The sequence below is a fragment of the Pseudonocardia sp. NPDC049154 genome (genome assembly GCF_040648315.1).
GTDB lineage: Bacteria > Actinomycetota > Actinomycetes > Mycobacteriales > Pseudonocardiaceae > Pseudonocardia.
In genome coordinates, this window is record NZ_JBEZDN010000027.1 from 7236 (window position 1) to 24226 (window position 16991).

Here is a 16991-nt window from a genome sequence, read left to right on the forward strand (position 1 = left end):
CCCGGTGCATCTATCGCGGTCCCAACTGCCGCCGACGCACTACACCGGCGATCAAGCCGGGCCCGCAAGCCGAGGGTAGTCCGCCGGCCGACGACCCGAGGGTGCGCAGCCCCGCGCCGCCCATGATCAGCAACCCGGTGCATCTATCGCGGTCCCAACTGCCGCCGACGCACTACACCGGCGATCAAGCCGGGCCCGCAAGCCGAGGGTAGTCCGCCGGCCGACGACGCGAGCCGCGCACAGTCCCGCGCCGACCATGATCAGCAACCCGATGCACCGACGGCGGCTCGAACCGCCCCCGACGCACCACAACGGCGATCATGCCGGGCCGGTAAGGCGGAGGGTCCGCCGGCCGACGACGCGAGCCGCGCACAGTCCCGCGCCGACCCGAGCAGCGCACAGCCCGCGCCGCCCATGATCACCGATCCGGTGCATCTACGGCGGTCCGAACTGCCGCCGCTGCACCACACCGGCGATCATGCCGCTCCCGCAAGCCGAGGGCAGTTCCGCGGCCGAGGACGCGAGCCGCGCACATCCCGCGCCCCGTGATCAGCAACCCGACGCACCCACGGCAGTCGGGGAAGCCGCCCATGCACCCACATCGGCGATCATGCCGCGCCCGCAAGGCAGGGGCGGTCCGGCCAGCCGACGACGTGAGCCGCACATATCCCGCGGCGCCCATGATCAGCAACCCGGTGCACCTACGGCGGCCCGAACCACCCCCGATGCACCACACCAGCGATCACCGCGCGCACACGAACCAGGGCCGGAAAGTCCACCACCCTGAGCGCACGACCACCGGGCACCCGAGCCGCGGACCGATCACCCCAGCTCCACCACCGCGCCGGGATCATCCTTCGGCAGCTCGTCGACCACCGCCATGACCTGCATCGACGTCAGCTCGACGATGCCGTGGTGGGTGGTGAGGAAGGCGGTGTCGGCGGCGTCGCGCCCGGTGTGGATCCGCAGCATCGACTCCCTCGGGGCGAGGCCGGTGGCGTCGACCACCACCCACCGTGTCCCCGTCCACGCCTCGACGACGGCGTGGAAGTCCATCGGGAACAGCCCGGGCGCGTAGACGGCGACGAGCCGCGCGGGCACGTCGAGCGCCCGCAGCAGCGTGACGACGAGGTGGGCGTAGTCCCGGCAGACGCCCTCGCCGAGGAGGAGGGTGTCGACGGCGTCGTCCGTCGGCTTGCTCGACCCGCCGACGTACGCGAGCCGGTCCCGCACCCACCCCGTGACCGCGGCGATCCGCGCCTCGGCCCCCTCGACCGTGCCGAACTCCCGGCTCGCGGTGGCCAGCAGCCGGTCCGACGGGCAGTACCGGCTGGGCCGCGTCGCGAGCAGCCGGTCCATCTCCGCGGACAGCGGCGGCGCCGGCACCTCCTGCCGCCCCTCGACCTGCGCCACGTACTCCACCACCAGTTCGCCGGGCGGGCAGTCGAGCACGTGCGTGCGCCCCCCGTGCCCGGCGTCGAGCTCCCGCGGCGGGTCGAGGACCGTGTCGTCGAGCGTGAGGGTGAGCCGCTCGGAGGTCGCACCGCCCGCGACGGCGATCTGCAGCGCCATCAGCGCGGGCTCGGAGACGGTCAGCTGCAGCCGGGCGGTCACGTCGCGTCGCATCGCGGAGAGTCTGTCAGGCCGGCGTGACGCGGGCATGTCGGTCCGTGCCCGTATCGTCACGTTCGGGGGGTGGTCGTATGTCCGATGTGACGGCCGATCCGCGGGTCACGGTGTGCGAGTCGCGGGCGACCGGCGGGCCGGTGAGCGAGTTGCTGGAGCCGCGGCGGGTGCAGCTGGGGGAGAGCACCGAGGTCCGCCGGCTGCTGCCGAGCCTGGGCCGGCGGATGGTCGGGGCCTGGTGCTTCGTCGACCACTACGGGCCGGACGAGATCGCGGCCGAGCCGGGCATGCAGGTGGCCCCGCACCCGCACATCGGACTGCAGACGGTGAGCTGGCTGCTCGCGGGTGAGGTGCACCACCGGGACTCCCTGGGCAGCGACGTGCTGGTCCGGCCCGGCGAGCTCGGGCTGATGACTGCGGGCCGCGGCATCGCGCACTCCGAGCAGTCCCCGGACCCGCACTCGCCGCTGCTGCACGGCGCCCAGCTCTGGGTCGCGCTGCCGGGGCAGGAGCGGGCGGTCGCGCCGCGCTTCGAGCATCACGCCGACCTGCCGCAGGTCACCTCGCGGGGCCTGCGCGCCACCGTCCTGCTCGGAGAGGTCGGCGGGGCGCGGTCGCCGGGCCGGGTGCACAGCCCGATCCTCGGGGTCGACGTCCGGCTCGCGGCCGGTGCGGCCACCGCGCTGCCGTTGGAGCCGGACTTCGAGCACGCGGTGCTCACCGTGTCCGGCGCCCCGGAGGTCGACGGTCGCGTCCTGGCCCCCGGCACCCTGCTCTACCTGGGCACCGGCCGTCGGGAGGTCCCGCTGCGCGCCGAGCCGGAGAGCCGGTTCCTGCTGCTCGGGGGCGAGCCGTTCGCCGAGCAGCTGGTGATGTGGTGGAACTTCGTCGGGCGCAGCGGCGAGGAGGTCGCCGAGGCGCGGGCCGGGTGGCAGGCGGAGATCGCCGGGGGCGCCGACCACCGCTTCGGCGCCGTCCCCGGGTACGAGGGCCTGCCCCTCGCCGCGCCCGAGCTGCCTCCGACCCCGCTGAAGCCGCGGGGCCGCGAGCGCTGAGCCGGCTCAGCCCGCCTCGTAGCGCGCCGCGGCGATGAGCTCCTCCACCGCGCCCTTCTGCACGCGGAAGGACCGGCCGAAGCGCACCGCGGGCAGCTCGCCGCTGTGCACGAGGCGGTAGACGGTCATCTTGGACACGCGCATCCGCTCCGCCACCTCGGCCACGGTGAGGAACGGAGCGCCGATCACGTCCGGGTGGTCCCGATCCCCTGTAGCCATGCCGTGCGCCCCTCCGCCCTGTCGTCGCCCGACCCTCGTCCGGGCCCGGCGCGCTCACCTGTGGTTCCTGTGCGGGAACCCTAGACGACCCAGCGTCACCGTCCGGGTGGTTCCGGGTGTCCCGAACGAGTGGAAACGGTGCGTTCTGCAACGGATCGTCACAGGCGATCGACGCAGTGTGCTCACCGTGCGTCGTCACGCGCGGCAAGCGCCTACGCTGCGACGGGTGAGTGCCACTGCCGATGCCGCCCTGCCGGATCCCGCCCTCCCCGAACATCTCGCGCCCGCGGGCTTCGTCGACTCCGACTCGCCCGAGGTCCGTGCCTTCGCGGCCCGGGCCGCGGGCACGGCGACCGATCCCGTCGAGGTGGCGTCGCGGCTGTTCGAGGCCGTGCGCGACGAGATCTGGTACGACCCGCACCACCTCTCGACCGATGCCGCCGACTACCGCGCGAGCGCGGTCGCCACGGCGCCGAGCAACTGGTGCGTGCCGAAGGCGGTCCTGCTGACGGCCGCGGCGCGGGCCCGCGGGATCCCGGCCCGGCTGGGGTTCGCCGACGTCCGCAACCACCTCACGACCCCGAGGCTGCGCGAGCGGATGGGCTCGGACGTCTTCGTCTTCCACGGCTACACGGACCTGCACGTCGAGGGCCGGTGGGTGAAGGCCACCCCGGCGTTCAACGCCGAGCTGTGCGCCCGCTTCGGAGTCTCGCCCATCCCGTTCGACGGCCGCTCGGACGCCCTCATGCACGAGTTCTCCGGCGACGGCAGCCGCTACATGGAGTACGTGCACCACCGCGGCGTCTTCACCGACCTGCCGCTCGACCTCATCCTCACCACGTTCGACGCGTTCTACGGGCCGGGGCGGATGACCGGCGGGACGCAAGGTGCGGAACCCGACACCTTCGTCCGGTGAGAAATGAACGATCGTTCGACTAGTATCCGGCCGGTGGTAGCTCCGACCGTCACCGACGACGACCCGAGCCTCTCCGGCGCCGACTGGACCGCCGCCGGCGTGTTCCGCGTGGCGGAGGGCGTCTACCGGATCCCCCTCCCGCTCCCGAACGACGGCCTGCGCGCGGTCAACGTCTACGCCGTCGCCGACGAGCGTGGCGGCGACCCCGGCTGGACACTCGTCGACGCCGGGTGGGCACTCGAGGAGTCCCGCGCGCTGCTCGACCGGGCCATGCGCGCGCTGGGCTCGGACCTGCGCGAGGTGCGCCGCTTCCTCGTCACGCACTCGCACCGCGACCACTACACCCAGGCGATCACCATCCGCCGCGAGTTCGGGGCCGAGGTCCTGATCGGGGCGGGTGAGCGGGTCAACCTGGAGCGCGTGGTCGATCCCGGCCACGCGGAGTCGCAGAACTCCGTGCCGCGGCTGCGGCGGGCCGGGGCGGCGGAGCTCGCGGCCGCGATCGAGCGCGCCGGCCGCGACCACGTCCGGGACATGGACGGATGGCTCCTGCCGGACGGATACCTCGAGGACCGGACGAAGGTCGTCGTCGGGGAGTCCCGCACCCTCGAGGTGATCGAGACGCCGGGGCACACCCGCGGACACGTCGTGTTCGCCGACGAGGTCAACGACCTGCTCTTCGCCGGCGACCACGTCCTGCCGCGGATCACGCCGTCGATCGGCCTGGAGCCGGTGCCGACGGCCAGCCCGCTGTCGGCCTTCCTCGCGTCCCTGCAGCTGATCCGTGAGCGGCCGGACGCCGCGCTGCTGCCGGCGCACGGGCCGGTCGGGCGGCGGGTGCACGAGCGGGTCGACGAGCTGTTGGCGCACCACGGCGCCCGGCTGGACGCCTCGCTCGCGGCCGTGCGCGAGGGGCGGCACACGCCCTTCCTGGTCGCGCAGGCGCTCCCGTGGACCCGGCGGAACCACGCGCTCGCCGACCTCGACCGGTGGAACGCGATGCTCGCGATCCTGGAGACGCAGCACCACCTCGAGGTGCTCGTCGAACGCGGCGCCCTCGCGCGGACGGAGCAGGAGGGCGTGCTGCACTACGCGCTCGCCTGAGTCGAACGGCCCAGGACACGCCGGAACTGTTAGGCCATCCGGTCTAATCGAACCCGTACTCTCCGTGCATGCTCTCGACCCGGGGCGTGCTCGGCGGCCTGGTGGCGACCTCGCTCGCGACCGGCCTCGCCGTCGGTGCGGGCACCGGCGACGAGGTCGCCGTGGCGGCCGCCGCGCCCGTGCCCGTGTGCGCCGAGGCGGGGCCCTACGCACCCCCGCCGCCGGACAGCGTCGGCACCCCGGCAGGACTGCGGCTCTGCCCCGTCCGCGCCGCCCTCGAGATCCGGACGCCCGGGGCCGTGCTCGACGGGCTGGACCTCACCGGCGGGCTGGTGGTCGCCGCCCCGGGCGTGGTCGTCCGCCGCAGCCGCATCACCGGCGACGGCACCGTTCCGGCGGGCGTCCGGACGCTCGACGGCGGCTCGGTCCGGATCGAGGACACCACGCTGACCGGCGAGTTCGCCGACGCCGCCGTCGACGGGCCGGACTGGGTGGCCGAGCGTGTCGAGATGATCGCGGTCCGGGCCGACGGGGCGCGGCTCGGCCCCGGCGCCACCCTGCGCAACAGCTGGCTGCACGACTTCGCCCCGCGGCCCGACCGCCCCGTCGACGCCATCACCCTCGCCGCCCCCGAGGGCGACGTGCTGGTCGAGGCCAACCGGGTGCGGCTCGGCACCGGGCCCGGCCTCGGCAGCGCCGTGCTGGTGGACCCGGCCGAGACGGCCCGGCACGAGAGCGCCGGCGAGCGAGAGCGGCGCGCCGAGCGGCGCGGCCCGGTGGTCGTCCGCGACAACGAGCTGGGCGGCGGTCGGTACACGCTGCTGCGGGACGCGGCGGCGGCGCCGCTCGCCGTCCTGCGCATCACGGGCAACCGCTTCCACCGCGACGCCGGTGCCGCGCCGCTGCGGGTCCGGGGTGCCGCGGAGCTGCGGGACAACGTCTTCGTCGACGGGGGAGAGGTGCGGCGATGATCGCGGGGAGGCCCCGGATGCCCCTAGTCGATCGACACTCCCGGGCGGGTGCGACACGCCGCACCCACCGCCCAGTGCTGGCACGCACGGGCGGGATCGGGCAGAGTGATCACGCACAGTTCGATCCCGTCCGGGCCGAAGGACCCGGAACGCCGGCCGACGCCGACGACCGTGGACGTAGGGGAAGACGATCCACGTCTGTCAGAAGCGGAGGTCTGCAGTGAGCACACGCGGCGTGGTCCACGTCCACTCGTCGCCGACTGCGGTCTGCCCGCACGTCGAGTGGGCGGTCTCGGGCGTCCTCGGAACACGGGTGACGCTCCAGTGGAGCGCGCAGCCGGCCGTACCCGGTCAGCTGCGCGCGGAGTTCAGCTGGACGGGTCCCGTGGGGAGCGGCGGCGCGCTCGCCGGTGCCCTCCGGGCGTGGCCGATGCTGCGCTTCGAGGTCACCGAGGAGCCCAGCACGGGTGTCGACGGCCAGCGGTTCTGCCACGTCCCGGGGCTGGGGTTGTGGACGGGCCGGATGAGCGCCAACGGCGACGTGCTCCTGGGCGAGGACCAGCTCCGCACGATCATCGCGGACGGGCCGGCGTCGATGCTCCCCGCGCGGATCTCCGACGCCCTGGGCGAGGCCTGGGACGCCGAGCTCGAGGCGTGCCGCTTCGCGGGCGACGGCGCACCGGTCACCTGGTTGCACCAGGTCGGCTGACGCGTCGCGCGGGCGCGTCTGCTCCGTCCGGAGCAACGCGCGGGGGCACACTGTCCCCGTGCGGAACGCGGTGGCGGTGGGGACGGCCGGGGCGCTCGCCCTGGTGGTGGTCGCGGCGGCGGCCGCGGCCTGGCTGGTCGGCGGGCGGGCGTTCGAGGCGGGGGCGCCCACGGACGCGCCCGCCGCGGTCCCGGCCACCGGGGCCGGCCCCCCGACCGTCGAACTCAGCCTCGACGCCCTGACCCACCCGCAGCACCTCGCCGTGCGCGAGCGGCTGCAGGCCTACTTCGACGCGATCAACGCCCACGACCACGCGGCCTGGGCGGCCACCGTCACCCCCGAGCGGGTCGCCGCACAGCCGGCCGAGACCTGGCTGGCGGGCGTCCGCAGCACGCAGGACGGCACGATCCGCGTGGACCGGATCGAGGACGCCCCGGACGGCGTGCTCGCGCTGGTGCGCTTCACGAGCACGCAGGACGTCGCCGACGCGCCCGCGGACCTCAGGGTCGGGCGGATCTGCTGGCGCAGCGCCCTCCCGATGACCGGGGCCGCCCTCGCGATCGGCGCCGGGGCGCCGGGCAGCACGCTCTCCCGGCCCTGCTAGGGCGCGGTTCGTCCGATTCTGTCGGTGCCGGGTGCCAGGGTGTGCCCATGAGCCGCCACATCCAGGTCACCGTCGACGCCCACGACCCACGGGCGCTGTCGTCCTTCTGGCGCGAGGTCCTCGGCTACGTCCATCCCGGGCCGCCCGGGGTCGACCTGCCCGAGGGCGCCGACCCGCTTGCCGCCTGGGACGACTTCCTCGCGCGGATCGGCGTCCCGGAGGACCAGCGCAACTCGAGGTCGGCCATCGAGGACCCGGAGGGGCAGGGCCCGCGGGTGTTCTTCCAGCAGGTGCCGGAGGACAAGGTCGCCAAGAACCGCGTCCACCTGGACGTCCGGGCGGCTCCCGGGCTGCAGGGGGAGGAGCGGATGGCCGCGCTGGAGGCCGAGTGCGCGCGGCTCGTCGCCCTCGGGGCCACGCGGCTGCACCGCTCCGAGCCCGCGCCCCCGATGAGCGCGGGCTTCCTCGTGATGGCCGACCCCGAGGGGAACGAGTTCTGCCTCGACTGAGGCAGCCCGGAAAGCCCGTCCGCCTACTTCGTGAACAGGAGGCTGGCGTTGTGCCCGCCGAACCCGAAGGAGTTGTTGACCACCGCGGTGAGCTCCATCTTCCGCGGCTCGCCCGCCACGACGTCGAGGTCCACCTTCGGGTCCTTGTCCTCCAGGTTCAGCGTGGCCGGGATGATCCCGTCCCGCACCGAGAGCAGAGCGATCAGACCCTCGACCGCGCCCGCGCCGCCGACCAGGTGCCCCATGGACGCCTTCGGCGCGGTGAGCACCGGGTGGTCGCCGAGCGCCTTCTTGATCGCGTTCGCCTCGCCCACGTCACCGACCACGGTGGACGTCGCGTGGCAGTTCACGTGCCCGACGTCCGAGGGCTCCAGACCCGCGGTCCGGACCGCGTTGAGCATCGCCCGGCCCTGCCCGCCGCCCTCGGGGTCCGGCCCCGTGATGTGGTAGGCGTCCGAGGTCAGCCCGATGCCGGCCAGGGTGCCGTGGACCGTGGCGCCCCGGGCCTCGGCGAACTCGCGCCGCTCGAGGACCAGCACGCCCGCACCCTCGCCGAGCACGAACCCGTCCCGCCCGGTGTCGAAGGGCCGGGACGCCTGCTGCGGCGCGTCGTTGCGCTGCGAGAGGGTGCGGGCCTGGACGAACCCGGCGACGGTGATCGGCGCGATGCAGGCCTCCGCGCCTCCCGCCACCACGACGTCGACCTCGCCCGCCTTGAGCAGCCGCCACGCCCACGCCATCGCCTCGGCGCCGGTCGCGCAGGCGGAGGCGGGCGAGTGCACCCCGCCCTTCGCGCCGATCTCCAGCGAGATCAGCGCCGCGGGCCCGTTGGGCATCAGCATCGGCACGACCAGCGGCGAGACCTTGCGCAGGCCGTCGGACTCCAGCAGGTCGTCCTGGTCCAGCAGGGTGGTCACGCCACCGATGCCGGTGCCGACGATCACCGCCAGCCGGGTCGGGTCGACCTTCGGGTCCTCACCCTTCTCGACGGCCAGCCCCGCGTGCGCCCACGCCTCCCGCGCCGCGACCACCGCGACCTGCTCGGCGCGGTCCATCCGGCGGGCCTGCACGCGGGGCAGGACCTCGGCGGGGTCCACGGCGAGCTGCGCGGAGATCTTCACGGGCAGGTCGTGCTTGTCCACCCACTCACCGGTGGTGTGCCCGACGCCGGACTTGCCGGCGAGCAGGGCGTCCCAGGTGGAGGCGGCGTCCCCGCCGAGCGGGGTCGTCGCGCCGTAGCCGGTGACGACGACGTCGGTCATGGAAGGCCTTTCTGGCGAGCGGGCGGGCGGCGGGGGCGACCGCCGGACTTACTGGTTCTTCTCGATGTACGAGACGGCGTCGCCGACGGTCTTGAGCTCGGCGAGCTGGTCGTCCGGGATCTTCACGCCGAACTTGTCCTCGGCCTGCACGGCGATCTCGACCATGGACAGCGAGTCGATGTCGAGGTCGTCGACGAAGGACTTCTCGGCGGTCACCTCGGCGGTGTCGATGCCGGCGACCTCCTCGACGATCTCGGCGAGGCCGGACAGGATCTCGGCGGTGTCAGCCACGGGCGTGCTCCTCATCTGTGGGGGTGGAACTCGGGTGGATCTCGGTCAGGGGACGCGGACGACCTGGCCGGCGTACGACAGCCCCGCGCCGAAGCCTACGAGGAGGGCGATCTCGCCGGAACGGATCCTCCCCGCGGCGCGCATGTGGTCGAGCGCCATGGGGATGGAGGCGGACGAGGTGTTGCCGGAGTGGACGATGTCGTCGGCCACGCGCATGTCCTCGCGCGCGCCCTCCTTGCGGAGCTTCTTGGCCACGGCCTCGACGATCCGCAGGTTCGCCTGGTGGGGCACCAGCACGTCGACGTCGGCGGGGGTGAGCCCGGCCTTGGCGATCGCGTCGAGCGCCACCGGGGCGATCCGGGTGGTGGCCCACCGGAAGACGGTCTGGCCCTCCTGGTGGAGCTTGTTGGTGCTCTCCTCGAGGATCCGGATCACGTTCGCCATGTCGCCGGCCGAGCCCCAGGACACCGGCCCGACGCCGACCTCGTCCTCGCTCCGCGCGCCGGTGACCACGGCCGCGCCGGCCGCGTCGGCGAAGATGATGCAGGTCGAGCGGTCGTCCCAGTCGACCCAGTCGGAGAGCTTCTCCGCGCCGATGACCAGCACGTTGCGGGCCGAGCCGGAGCGGACCAGGTCGGCGGCGGCGCCCAGGCCGTAGCAGAAGCCGGCGCAGGCGGCGTTGAGGTCGAAGGCCGCGGGCGCGCTGATCCCGATCCGGTCCGCGGTCTGTGCCGCGGCGTTGGGGATCGGCGCGGTCATGGTGCAGGTGGCCACGATCACCGTGTCGATGTCGGCGGTCGTCAGGCCCGAGTCCTTCAGCGCCCGCGAGCCGGCCTCCACGGCCATGTCGACCAGCGACACGTCGTCCTGGGCGACCCGGCGCTCGACGATGCCGACCCGGTCCCGGATCCACTGGTCGTTGGTCTCCACCCGCTCCGCGAGGTCGTCGTTGGTGACGACGTGCTCGGGCTGGGAGCTGCCGAGGCCGACGATGCGCGCACCCGGGACGGACGGCGGGAGCCGGAACGTCGTCATGCGTGCTCCTCGATGAGCGCGACGGCCTTGTCCAGGTCGTCGGGGGTCTTCAGCGCCAACGTCTTGACGCCCCTGAGGTCGCGACGGGCCAACCCCACCAGGGTGCCCGCCGGAGGCAGTTCCAACACCGCCGTCACGCCCAGTTCGCCGAGCGTCGCCATGCAGGAGTCCCAGCGGACCGGGCGGGTCACCTGCGCCACGAGCAGGTCGAGCGCCGCGGCGCCGCCCTTGACGACCGAGCCGTCCGAGTTGGTGAGCAGCGGGCGCGTCGGGTCGGCGGGGCTGAGCTCGGCCGCGGCGGCGCGGACGGCGTCCTCTGCCGGTGACATGAAGCGGGTGTGGAAGGCGCCGGCGACGGGCAGCACCGCGGCGCGGCGGGCGCCCTCCGGCGGCTCCTTCTCCAGCTCCTCGATCGCGGCCTGGGAACCGGCCGCCACGATCTGGCCGGCGCCGTTGCGGTTGGCGGGGTCCAGGCCGAGGGCCTCGAGCCGGGCCAGCACCACGGACTCCTCGCCGCCGAGGACGGCGGCCATGCCCGTCGGCTCCAGCGCGCAGGCGTCGGCCATCGCGCGGCCACGGATCGCGGCCAGCCGCACGGCCTCGTCGGGGGTGAGCACACCGGCCACGGCGGCGGCCGCGAGCTCGCCGACCGAGTGCCCCGCGGTGGGCGCGGAGGCGGGCAGGGCGTCGGCCAGCCGGGCCGCGGCCAGCAGCGCGTTGACGACGACCAGCGGCTGGGTCACCGCGGTGTCCTTGATCTCGTCGGCGTCGGCGGTGGTACCGAGGCGGGCGAGGTCGAGTCCGGTGGCCTCCGACCAGGCCGCCACCGTCTCCGCGGCGGCGGGGTCCTCGAGCCAGGGCGCGAGCATGCCGGGGGACTGCGACCCCTGACCGGGCGCGAGCAAGGCGATCACAGCGGTACAGCCAACACTGCGGGCGCGGGGAACGGAACACCGGCACCCACCACGTTGGCCTCCCCGATTTGTGGGTTTCCTCCAAGCGTCGGCACGCTACTGGCCGGTCACCTCCGCGCACGTCCAGCGGGGTGTGGAGGGTTCTGCCAGGTCAGGACGGGGTGGGCGGGCCTGCGGGGTCCGCCAGCCGACCCGCCAGCAGGGCGGTGCGGAGCACCAACGCGTCCCGCGGATCCGAGGGCGAGCGGCCGGTGAGTTCACTCACGCGCCGCAGCCGGTAGCGGACCGTGTTGGGGTGCACGAACAACGCGCGGGCGCACGCCTCGAGCGCGCCGCCGCCCTCGAGGTAGGTCGCCAGCGTGCGCAGCAGCTCCCCGCCGGCCGCCTCCAGCGGGGCCACCACCGACTCGACGAGCAGGCGCAACGCGGAGGGGTCGCCGGAGATCGCGCGCTCCGGGAGGAGGTCCTCGGCGTCGACGGGCCGGGGCGCGGCGGGCCAGCCGGGGGCGGCCCGCAGCCCGGCGAGGGCGTCCCGCGCGGAGACGTGTGCGGCCGCGAGGTTCGGCGCCCGCGGCCCGACGACGACCGGGCCCGGCCCGAAGTCCGCCACCAGCGAGGCGATCGGGTGGGCGCCGTCGCGCGGCCGGTCGTCCGGGGCGATGCGGCCGCGCGGCTCGGTCAGCAGCAGCACCAGCCGGCTGCCCTGCACTCCGACCAGCACGGACCGGCCGAGCCGGGTGGCGTGCCGGCGGATCCCGCCGAGGATCTCGGCCGCGTCCCCGCCGTCGGCCGCGGGCGGGCTGCCCACCAGCACCCGGACCGCGGCGGCCGGGTCCCAGCCGAGCGCGGCCGCGCGGGAGACCAGGGCGTCGTCGGCGTCGCCGCGGACCACCCCGTCGACGACGAGGGCCTCCTGCCGGGCGTCCCACGCGCCGCGGGTCTCGGCGGCGTTGGCGTAGACGGTGGCCGCGGCGAACGCGATCTCGCGACCGAACCGGAGCACGGCCTCGACGAGGATCCGGTACTCGGCCTCGTCGGCGGCCAGCGGCGGCAGCCGCGCCTCGAACACCTCGGTGGCGATCCGCACCAGGTCGACGGTCTGCCGCAGGGACAGCCGCCGGGCGAGATCGCGCGGCGCGATCCGGAAGGCCTCGGCGGTGAGCCGGATCGTCTCGTCCGGCTCGCCGAGCCAGGCGACGAAGTTGCTGACCCCGGTCTGCGTGACGAGCAGGACGCCCGCGCGCTGGTCGGCGGGCATCCGCGCGAACCAGGGCTGGCCGTCCTCCATCGCGGACAGGCAGGCCGCGGCGAGGTCGCCGGTGGCCAGCTCGAGGCGGCGCAGGGTGGCCGCGGAGACCGCCCGCACGTCGGACAGGGTCATATGGGGAAGCATGGCACGCCGGGGCGGTCGGACGCGCCGGAACGGAGGACCTCGTGAGCGGCGGAACCGGGGCGGACGGGCGGGTGGAGCTGCGCCGGGGCGCGGACCGGGCGCGGACGGTGCACGCGGGCTGCGAGGCCCGGCACGGCTTCTCCTTCGGCGCGCACTACGACCCGGCGAACACTTTCTTCGGGGCGCTGCTCGCGCACAACGACGAGCGGCTCGCCCCGGGCGCGGGCTACGACACCCACGCCCACGACGAGGTCGACCTGGTGACCTGGGTCGTGTCCGGCGGGCTCGCGCACGCGGACTCGCTGGGGAACGAGGCCGAGGTGCGGCCCGGGACGGTGCAGGTGCTGTCCGCCGGCACCGGGGTGGAGCACGCCGAGCGCTGCGGCGGGGCCGGGCCGGTGCGGTTCGTGCAGGCGTGGCTCGTCCCGGACCGGCCGCTGCGCGCGCCCGCGCTCGACCGTCGGGACGTCGCCGCGGAGCTGGCCGCGGGGCGGCCGTTCCTCGTCGGGTCGGGCCGGGCCGGCGCGGGCGCGCTCCCGCTGCGCCGCGCCGACGCCGACCTGCATGCCGCCCGGCTCCCCGCCGGAGCGGAGTGGTCCCTGCCCGAGGCGCCCTACCTGCACGTCTTCCTGGCGGCGGGCAGCGCGGACACCCCCGCCGGAGAGCTGGGCGAGGGTGACGAGCTGCGGGTGACCGCGCCCGTGGTCGGCTCCGCAGGCTTCGGCTCCGCGGGCAGCACGACGCTCACCGCGCGCCCGGAGGGCGCCGAGGTGCTGGTCTGGGCGATGGGCAGTGACCTACGGCCGGGCTGATCCCACTCAGGCGGTTCGGACCGCTCGCCGCGGGGCACAGGGACCGGAGTCCGAGGGCACGCGGCCGCACCGGCCGGCCCCGGACGTCGACGACCGGGGTGACCGCGTGGGATCACCCCGGCCTCGACGACGTACGGATCGTTCGCTGACACGTACCGTGCGGGGCTCGGGCCGAGACGGGCGAGGAAAGCGGAACGGGTTGTGCGCCGGTTGGTGGGTGGCGTCCCGACCGGCCGGCCGGGACGGGCGGATCAGCCGATCGGCGTCACCTGCGTGGCCTGCGGCCCCTTCTGGCCCTGCTCGATGTCGAAGGACACGCGCTGCCCTTCGTCGAGGCTCTTGTAGCCGTTGACCTGGATCGCGGAGTAGTGCACGAACACGTCCGCGCCACCACCGTCGGGAGCGAGGAAGCCGTAGCCCTTCTCGCTGTTGAACCACTTGACGGTGCCCTCTGCCATTCTTGCTCTCCTCGTACGTGCTCGAGGCTCTCGCCCCGGGAAACGCCGCCCGGCCGCTACTGTCCGCGCCCTGGTCGGGACACCGATCCACCATCGGAGGGTCGGCGTCGGGCGGAGCCTAGCGTGATTCGCGTCGCTTGCCGAGGGGTCGTGAGCTGTGTATTCGGCCTGGAACGGGACCGAAACACGAGAGCGGCCACCTGATCGTCCGGAGGGGGCCGTCCGGGCGACGGCCCGCGGCCCCCTCCTCCGATCAGGCGACGCCGGAGTCGGACGTCTGGGGGCCGGCGGCCTGGGGGTCGTCGATCCGGTACTTGGCGGCGGCCTCGGCCGGCGCCCCCTTGTCGACCTCGCCCCGCGCGGCCAGCGACTGCAACGCCCCGACCACGATGGACTCGGCGTCGACCGCGAAGTGGCGGCGCGTGGCGGGACGGGTGTCGGAGAGCCCGAACCCGTCCGTGCCGAGGGTGACGAACGGCGCCGGCACCCACTGCCGGATCTGGTCCGGGACCGCCCGCATCCAGTCCGAGGAGGCGATCACGGGCGTGTCCGTGCCGCCCAGCGCCCGGGTCACGTAGGGGACCTGCGGCTCGGCGTCGGGGTGGACGAGGTTGTGGTGCTCGGCCTCGACGCCGTCCCGCCGCAGCTCGCCCCACGACGTCACCGACCACACCTCGGCGCCCACGCCCCACTGCTCGGCGAGGATGTCGCGCGCCTGGATGGCCCACGGCAGCGCGACGCCGGACGCGAGCAGGCGGACCTGCGGCCCGTCCTCCTTGTTCGTGCCCAGGTAGCGGTAGATGCCCTTGAGCACGCCGTCGGTGTCGAGGCCCTCCGGCTCGGCCGGCTGCGGGTACGGCTCGTTGTAGACCGTCAGGTAGTAGATGACGTTCTCCGGGTCGTCGCCGACCATGCGGCGCAGCCCGTCCTTGACGATGTGCGCGATCTCGAAGCTGAACGCCGGGTCGTACGACACGATCGCCGGGTTGGTCGCCGCCAGCAGCAGCGAGTGCCCGTCGTTGTGCTGCAGGCCCTCGCCGGTCAGCGTGGTGCGGCCCGCGGTGGCGCCGACCAGGAAGCCGCGCGCCATCTGGTCCGACGCCGCCCAGATCGAGTCGCCGGTCCGCTGGAACCCGAACATCGAGTAGAAGACGTAGACCGGGATCATCGGCTCGCCGTGGGTGGAGTACGACGTGCCCGCCGCGGTGAACGAGCCGACCGAGCCCGCCTCGTTGATGCCCTCGTGCAGCAGCTGGCCCTGCTCGGACTCCTTGTAGGCCAGCATCAGCGACGCGTCGACGGACGTGTACTGCTGCCCGTGCGGGTTGTAGATCTTCTGCGTCGGGAACATCGAGTCCATGCCGAACGTGCGGGCCTCGTCCGGGATGATCGGCACGAACCGGCCGCCGATCTCCTTGTCCTTGATGAGCTCGCGCAGCAGCCGGACGAACGCCATCGTGGTGGCGACCTCCTGCTTGCCGGAGCCCCTCCGGATCGACTCGTAGACCTTGTCGCCCGGCAGCACCAGCGGCGTCGACGTGGTGCGCCGCGAGGGCAGCGCCCCGCCCAGCTGACGGCGACGCTCCTTCATGTACTGGATCTCCGGCGCGTCGTCGCCGGGGTGGTAGTACGGCGGCAGGTAGGGGTCCTGCTCGAGCTGGGAGTCGGAGATCGGGATCCGCTGCTCGTCCCGGAACTGCTTGAGGTCGTCCAGGGACAGCTTCTTCATCTGGTGGGTCGCGTTGCGGCCGGCGAAGTGCGAGCCCAGGCCGTAGCCCTTGATCGTCTTCGCCAGGATCACGGTCGGCTGGCCGTGGTGCTCGATCGCGGCCTTGTACGCGGCGTGGACCTTGCGGTAGTCGTGCCCGCCGCGCTTGAGGCCCCAGATCTGCGAGTCGCTGAGCGGCTCGACCATGGCCTTCGTGCGCGGGTCCCGGCCGAAGAAGTGGTCACGGACGTACGCGCCGTCGTTGGCCTTGTAGGTCTGGTAGTCGCCGTCGGGCGTGGTGTTCATCAGGTTGATGAGGGCGCCGTCGCGGTCCTGGTGGAGCAGGGCGTCCCACTCGCGGCCCCAGATGACCTTGATGACGTTCCAGCCGGCGCCGCGGAAGAAGGCCTCCAGCTCCTGGATGATCTTCCCGTTGCCGCGCACCGGGCCGTCGAGCCGCTGCAGGTTGCAGTTGACCACGAAGGTCAGGTTGTCCAGCTGGTCGGTCGCGGCGACCTGCAGCAGGCCGCGCGACTCCGGCTCGTCCATCTCGCCGTCGCCGAGGAAGGCCCAGACGTGCTGCTGGCTGGTGTCCTTGATGCCGCGGTCGTTCAGGTAGCGGTTGAACCGCGCCTGCATGATCGCGTTCATCGGGCCGAGGCCCATGGAGACCGTGGGGAACTCCCAGAAGTCCGGCATCAGCCGGGGGTGCGGGTAGCTCGGCAGGCCGTGACCCGGTCCGCCGTGGCTGACCTCCTGGCGGAACCCGTCGAGGCGGTCCTCGGTCAGCCGGCCCTCGAGGTACGCGCGGGCGTAGATGCCGGGGGAGGCGTGGCCCTGGATGTAGACCTGGTCACCGCCGCCGGGGTGCTCCTTGCCGCGGAAGAAGTGGTTGAAGCCGACCTCGTAGAGCGTCGCCGACGACGCGTAGGACGAGATGTGCCCGCCGACGCCGATCCCCGGCCGCTGCGCGCGGTGCACCGTCATCGCCGCGTTCCAGCGGATCCAGCGACGGTACGCGCGCTCGGCGTCCTCGTCGCCGGGGAACCACGGCTCACGGTCGGTGGGGATGGTGTTGACGTAGTCCGTGCTGGTCAGCGACGGGACTCCGACGTGGCGCTCGCGGGCGCGCTGGAGCAGCCTGAGCATCAGGTAGCGGGCGCGCTGCTGACCCGCGTTGTCCAGCGCGGCGTCGAACGAGTCCAGCCACTCGGCGGTCTCCTCGGGATCGATGTCCGGGAGGTGGGCCGCGAGGCCGTCACGGATGACGTGGACGCGTCGCGGGCCGTCGGTGCCGTTGCTGGCCGGGTTGTCGCCGCCGGTGGTGCTCTGGCCGGTCAAGGGGTCTCCCTGGGTGGCTCGTACAGGTGTTCGTGCAGTGTGTCGCGTTCCCCGCGGTCGTGCC

Annotated in this window: 17 protein-coding genes; 8 read left to right on the forward strand and 9 right to left on the reverse strand. The window is 74.0% G+C overall.

From position 1 onward, the window contains the following. Nucleotides 1-822 precede the first annotated feature (822 nt). Complete coding sequence (locus AB0B41_RS15785; RefSeq protein ID WP_358203480.1) at nt 823-1626, reverse strand: transglutaminase family protein; 804 nt, start codon at nt 1624-1626, stop codon at nt 823-825. Nucleotides 1627-1703: 77 nt separating this feature from the next. Between AB0B41_RS15785 and AB0B41_RS15790 the strand changes: the two genes are divergently transcribed. Then, nucleotides 1704-2681 (forward strand): pirin family protein, encoded by a 978-nt coding sequence (locus AB0B41_RS15790; protein ID WP_358203482.1) that lies wholly within the window; start codon nt 1704-1706, stop codon nt 2679-2681. Nucleotides 2682-2687: 6 nt separating this feature from the next. On the opposite strand, the gene AB0B41_RS15795 is transcribed toward AB0B41_RS15790, so the two are convergent. Next, nucleotides 2688-2900, reverse strand: a complete 213-nt coding sequence (locus tag AB0B41_RS15795; protein ID WP_051738157.1) for a helix-turn-helix domain-containing protein — start codon at nt 2898-2900, stop codon at nt 2688-2690. A gap of 226 nt (nt 2901-3126) precedes the next feature. On the opposite strand from AB0B41_RS15795, the gene AB0B41_RS15800 reads away from it, so the two are divergent. The 6 genes from AB0B41_RS15800 to AB0B41_RS15825 all read left to right on the forward strand — a co-directional run bounded on the left by AB0B41_RS15800 (nt 3127) and on the right by AB0B41_RS15825 (nt 7713). After that, entirely contained in the window at nt 3127-3816 is a 690-nt protein-coding gene (locus AB0B41_RS15800) for a transglutaminase family protein (protein ID WP_358203484.1), read from the forward strand. 33 nt (nt 3817-3849) lie between these two features. Continuing rightward, nucleotides 3850-4920: an MBL fold metallo-hydrolase gene (locus AB0B41_RS15805; RefSeq protein WP_358203487.1), complete on the forward strand. Its 1071-nt coding sequence runs from the start codon at nt 3850-3852 to the stop codon at nt 4918-4920. 68 nt (nt 4921-4988) lie between these two features. Further along, complete coding sequence (locus AB0B41_RS15810; protein WP_358203490.1) at nt 4989-5891, forward strand: hypothetical protein; 903 nt, start codon at nt 4989-4991, stop codon at nt 5889-5891. Nucleotides 5892-6111: 220 nt separating this feature from the next. Next, on the forward strand, nt 6112-6600 hold the full coding sequence (locus AB0B41_RS15815; RefSeq protein WP_232870007.1) for a DUF3145 domain-containing protein: 489 nt from the start codon (nt 6112-6114) through the stop codon (nt 6598-6600). 58 nt (nt 6601-6658) lie between these two features. Then, nucleotides 6659-7204 carry a hypothetical protein gene (locus AB0B41_RS15820; RefSeq protein ID WP_358203493.1) on the forward strand — a complete coding sequence of 182 codons (546 nt, stop codon included), beginning with the start codon at nt 6659-6661 and terminating at the stop codon, nt 7202-7204. Nucleotides 7205-7251: 47 nt separating this feature from the next. After that, nucleotides 7252-7713 (forward strand): VOC family protein, encoded by a 462-nt coding sequence (locus AB0B41_RS15825; RefSeq protein ID WP_358203495.1) that lies wholly within the window; start codon nt 7252-7254, stop codon nt 7711-7713. Nucleotides 7714-7736: 23 nt separating this feature from the next. Here AB0B41_RS15825 and AB0B41_RS15830 read toward each other — a convergent pair whose 3' ends face one another. The 5 genes from AB0B41_RS15830 to AB0B41_RS15850 form a co-directional block, all read right to left on the reverse strand. Beyond that, a complete protein-coding gene (locus tag AB0B41_RS15830) occupies nt 7737-8975 on the reverse strand; it encodes a beta-ketoacyl-ACP synthase II (protein ID WP_358203497.1) in 1239 nt (412 codons plus the stop codon). A gap of 48 nt (nt 8976-9023) precedes the next feature. Continuing rightward, nucleotides 9024-9266, reverse strand: coding sequence for an acyl carrier protein (locus AB0B41_RS15835; RefSeq protein ID WP_037052399.1), 243 nt, complete (start codon nt 9264-9266; stop codon nt 9024-9026). A 45-nt stretch (nt 9267-9311) separates the two neighbouring features. Then, nucleotides 9312-10301: a beta-ketoacyl-ACP synthase III gene (locus tag AB0B41_RS15840; protein WP_358203500.1), complete on the reverse strand. Its 990-nt coding sequence runs from the start codon at nt 10299-10301 to the stop codon at nt 9312-9314. Continuing rightward, the gene (locus AB0B41_RS15845; protein ID WP_358203502.1) at nt 10298-11215 is read right to left on the reverse strand and encodes an ACP S-malonyltransferase; all 918 of its coding nucleotides are present in this window, start codon (nt 11213-11215) and stop codon (nt 10298-10300) included. Before AB0B41_RS15845 ends, AB0B41_RS15840 begins: the two co-directional genes overlap by 4 nt. A 151-nt stretch (nt 11216-11366) precedes the next feature. Beyond that, nucleotides 11367-12596, reverse strand: coding sequence for a helix-turn-helix domain-containing protein (locus tag AB0B41_RS15850; protein ID WP_358203504.1), 1230 nt, complete (start codon nt 12594-12596; stop codon nt 11367-11369). 53 nt (nt 12597-12649) lie between these two features. Between AB0B41_RS15850 and AB0B41_RS15855 the strand changes: the two genes are divergently transcribed. After that, entirely contained in the window at nt 12650-13420 is a 771-nt protein-coding gene (locus AB0B41_RS15855; RefSeq protein ID WP_358203506.1) for a pirin family protein, read from the forward strand. Nucleotides 13421-13671: 251 nt separating this feature from the next. Here the strand turns inward: AB0B41_RS15855 and AB0B41_RS15860 are convergent, their stop codons facing one another. After that, nucleotides 13672-13878: a cold-shock protein gene (locus AB0B41_RS15860; protein WP_037052393.1), complete on the reverse strand. Its 207-nt coding sequence runs from the start codon at nt 13876-13878 to the stop codon at nt 13672-13674. Nucleotides 13879-14131: 253 nt separating this feature from the next. After that, nucleotides 14132-16852, reverse strand: coding sequence for a pyruvate dehydrogenase (acetyl-transferring), homodimeric type (gene aceE / locus AB0B41_RS15865; RefSeq protein ID WP_358203607.1), 2721 nt, complete (start codon nt 16850-16852; stop codon nt 14132-14134). Between the last annotated feature and the right edge of the window lie 139 nt (nt 16853-16991).

What these genes read in the sequence shown, in the direction of transcription:
- AB0B41_RS15830 (WP_358203497.1), bottom strand. Translation starts at nt 8,975, where the DNA reads ATGACCGACGTCGTCGTCACCGGCTACGGCGCGACGACCCCGCTCGGC.
- AB0B41_RS15785 (WP_358203480.1), bottom strand. Translation starts at nt 1,626, where the DNA reads ATGCGACGCGACGTGACCGCCCGGCTGCAGCTGACCGTCTCCGAGCCC.
- AB0B41_RS15795 (WP_051738157.1), bottom strand. Translation starts at nt 2,900, where the DNA reads ATGGCTACAGGGGATCGGGACCACCCGGACGTGATCGGCGCTCCGTTC.
- AB0B41_RS15840 (WP_358203500.1), bottom strand. Translation starts at nt 10,301, where the DNA reads ATGACGACGTTCCGGCTCCCGCCGTCCGTCCCGGGTGCGCGCATCGTC.
- AB0B41_RS15810 (WP_358203490.1), top strand. Translation starts at nt 4,989, where the DNA reads ATGCTCTCGACCCGGGGCGTGCTCGGCGGCCTGGTGGCGACCTCGCTC.
- AB0B41_RS15825 (WP_358203495.1), top strand. Translation starts at nt 7,252, where the DNA reads ATGAGCCGCCACATCCAGGTCACCGTCGACGCCCACGACCCACGGGCG.
- AB0B41_RS15850 (WP_358203504.1), bottom strand. Translation starts at nt 12,596, where the DNA reads ATGACCCTGTCCGACGTGCGGGCGGTCTCCGCGGCCACCCTGCGCCGC.
- AB0B41_RS15790 (WP_358203482.1), top strand. Translation starts at nt 1,704, where the DNA reads ATGTCCGATGTGACGGCCGATCCGCGGGTCACGGTGTGCGAGTCGCGG.
- AB0B41_RS15860 (WP_037052393.1), bottom strand. Translation starts at nt 13,878, where the DNA reads ATGGCAGAGGGCACCGTCAAGTGGTTCAACAGCGAGAAGGGCTACGGC.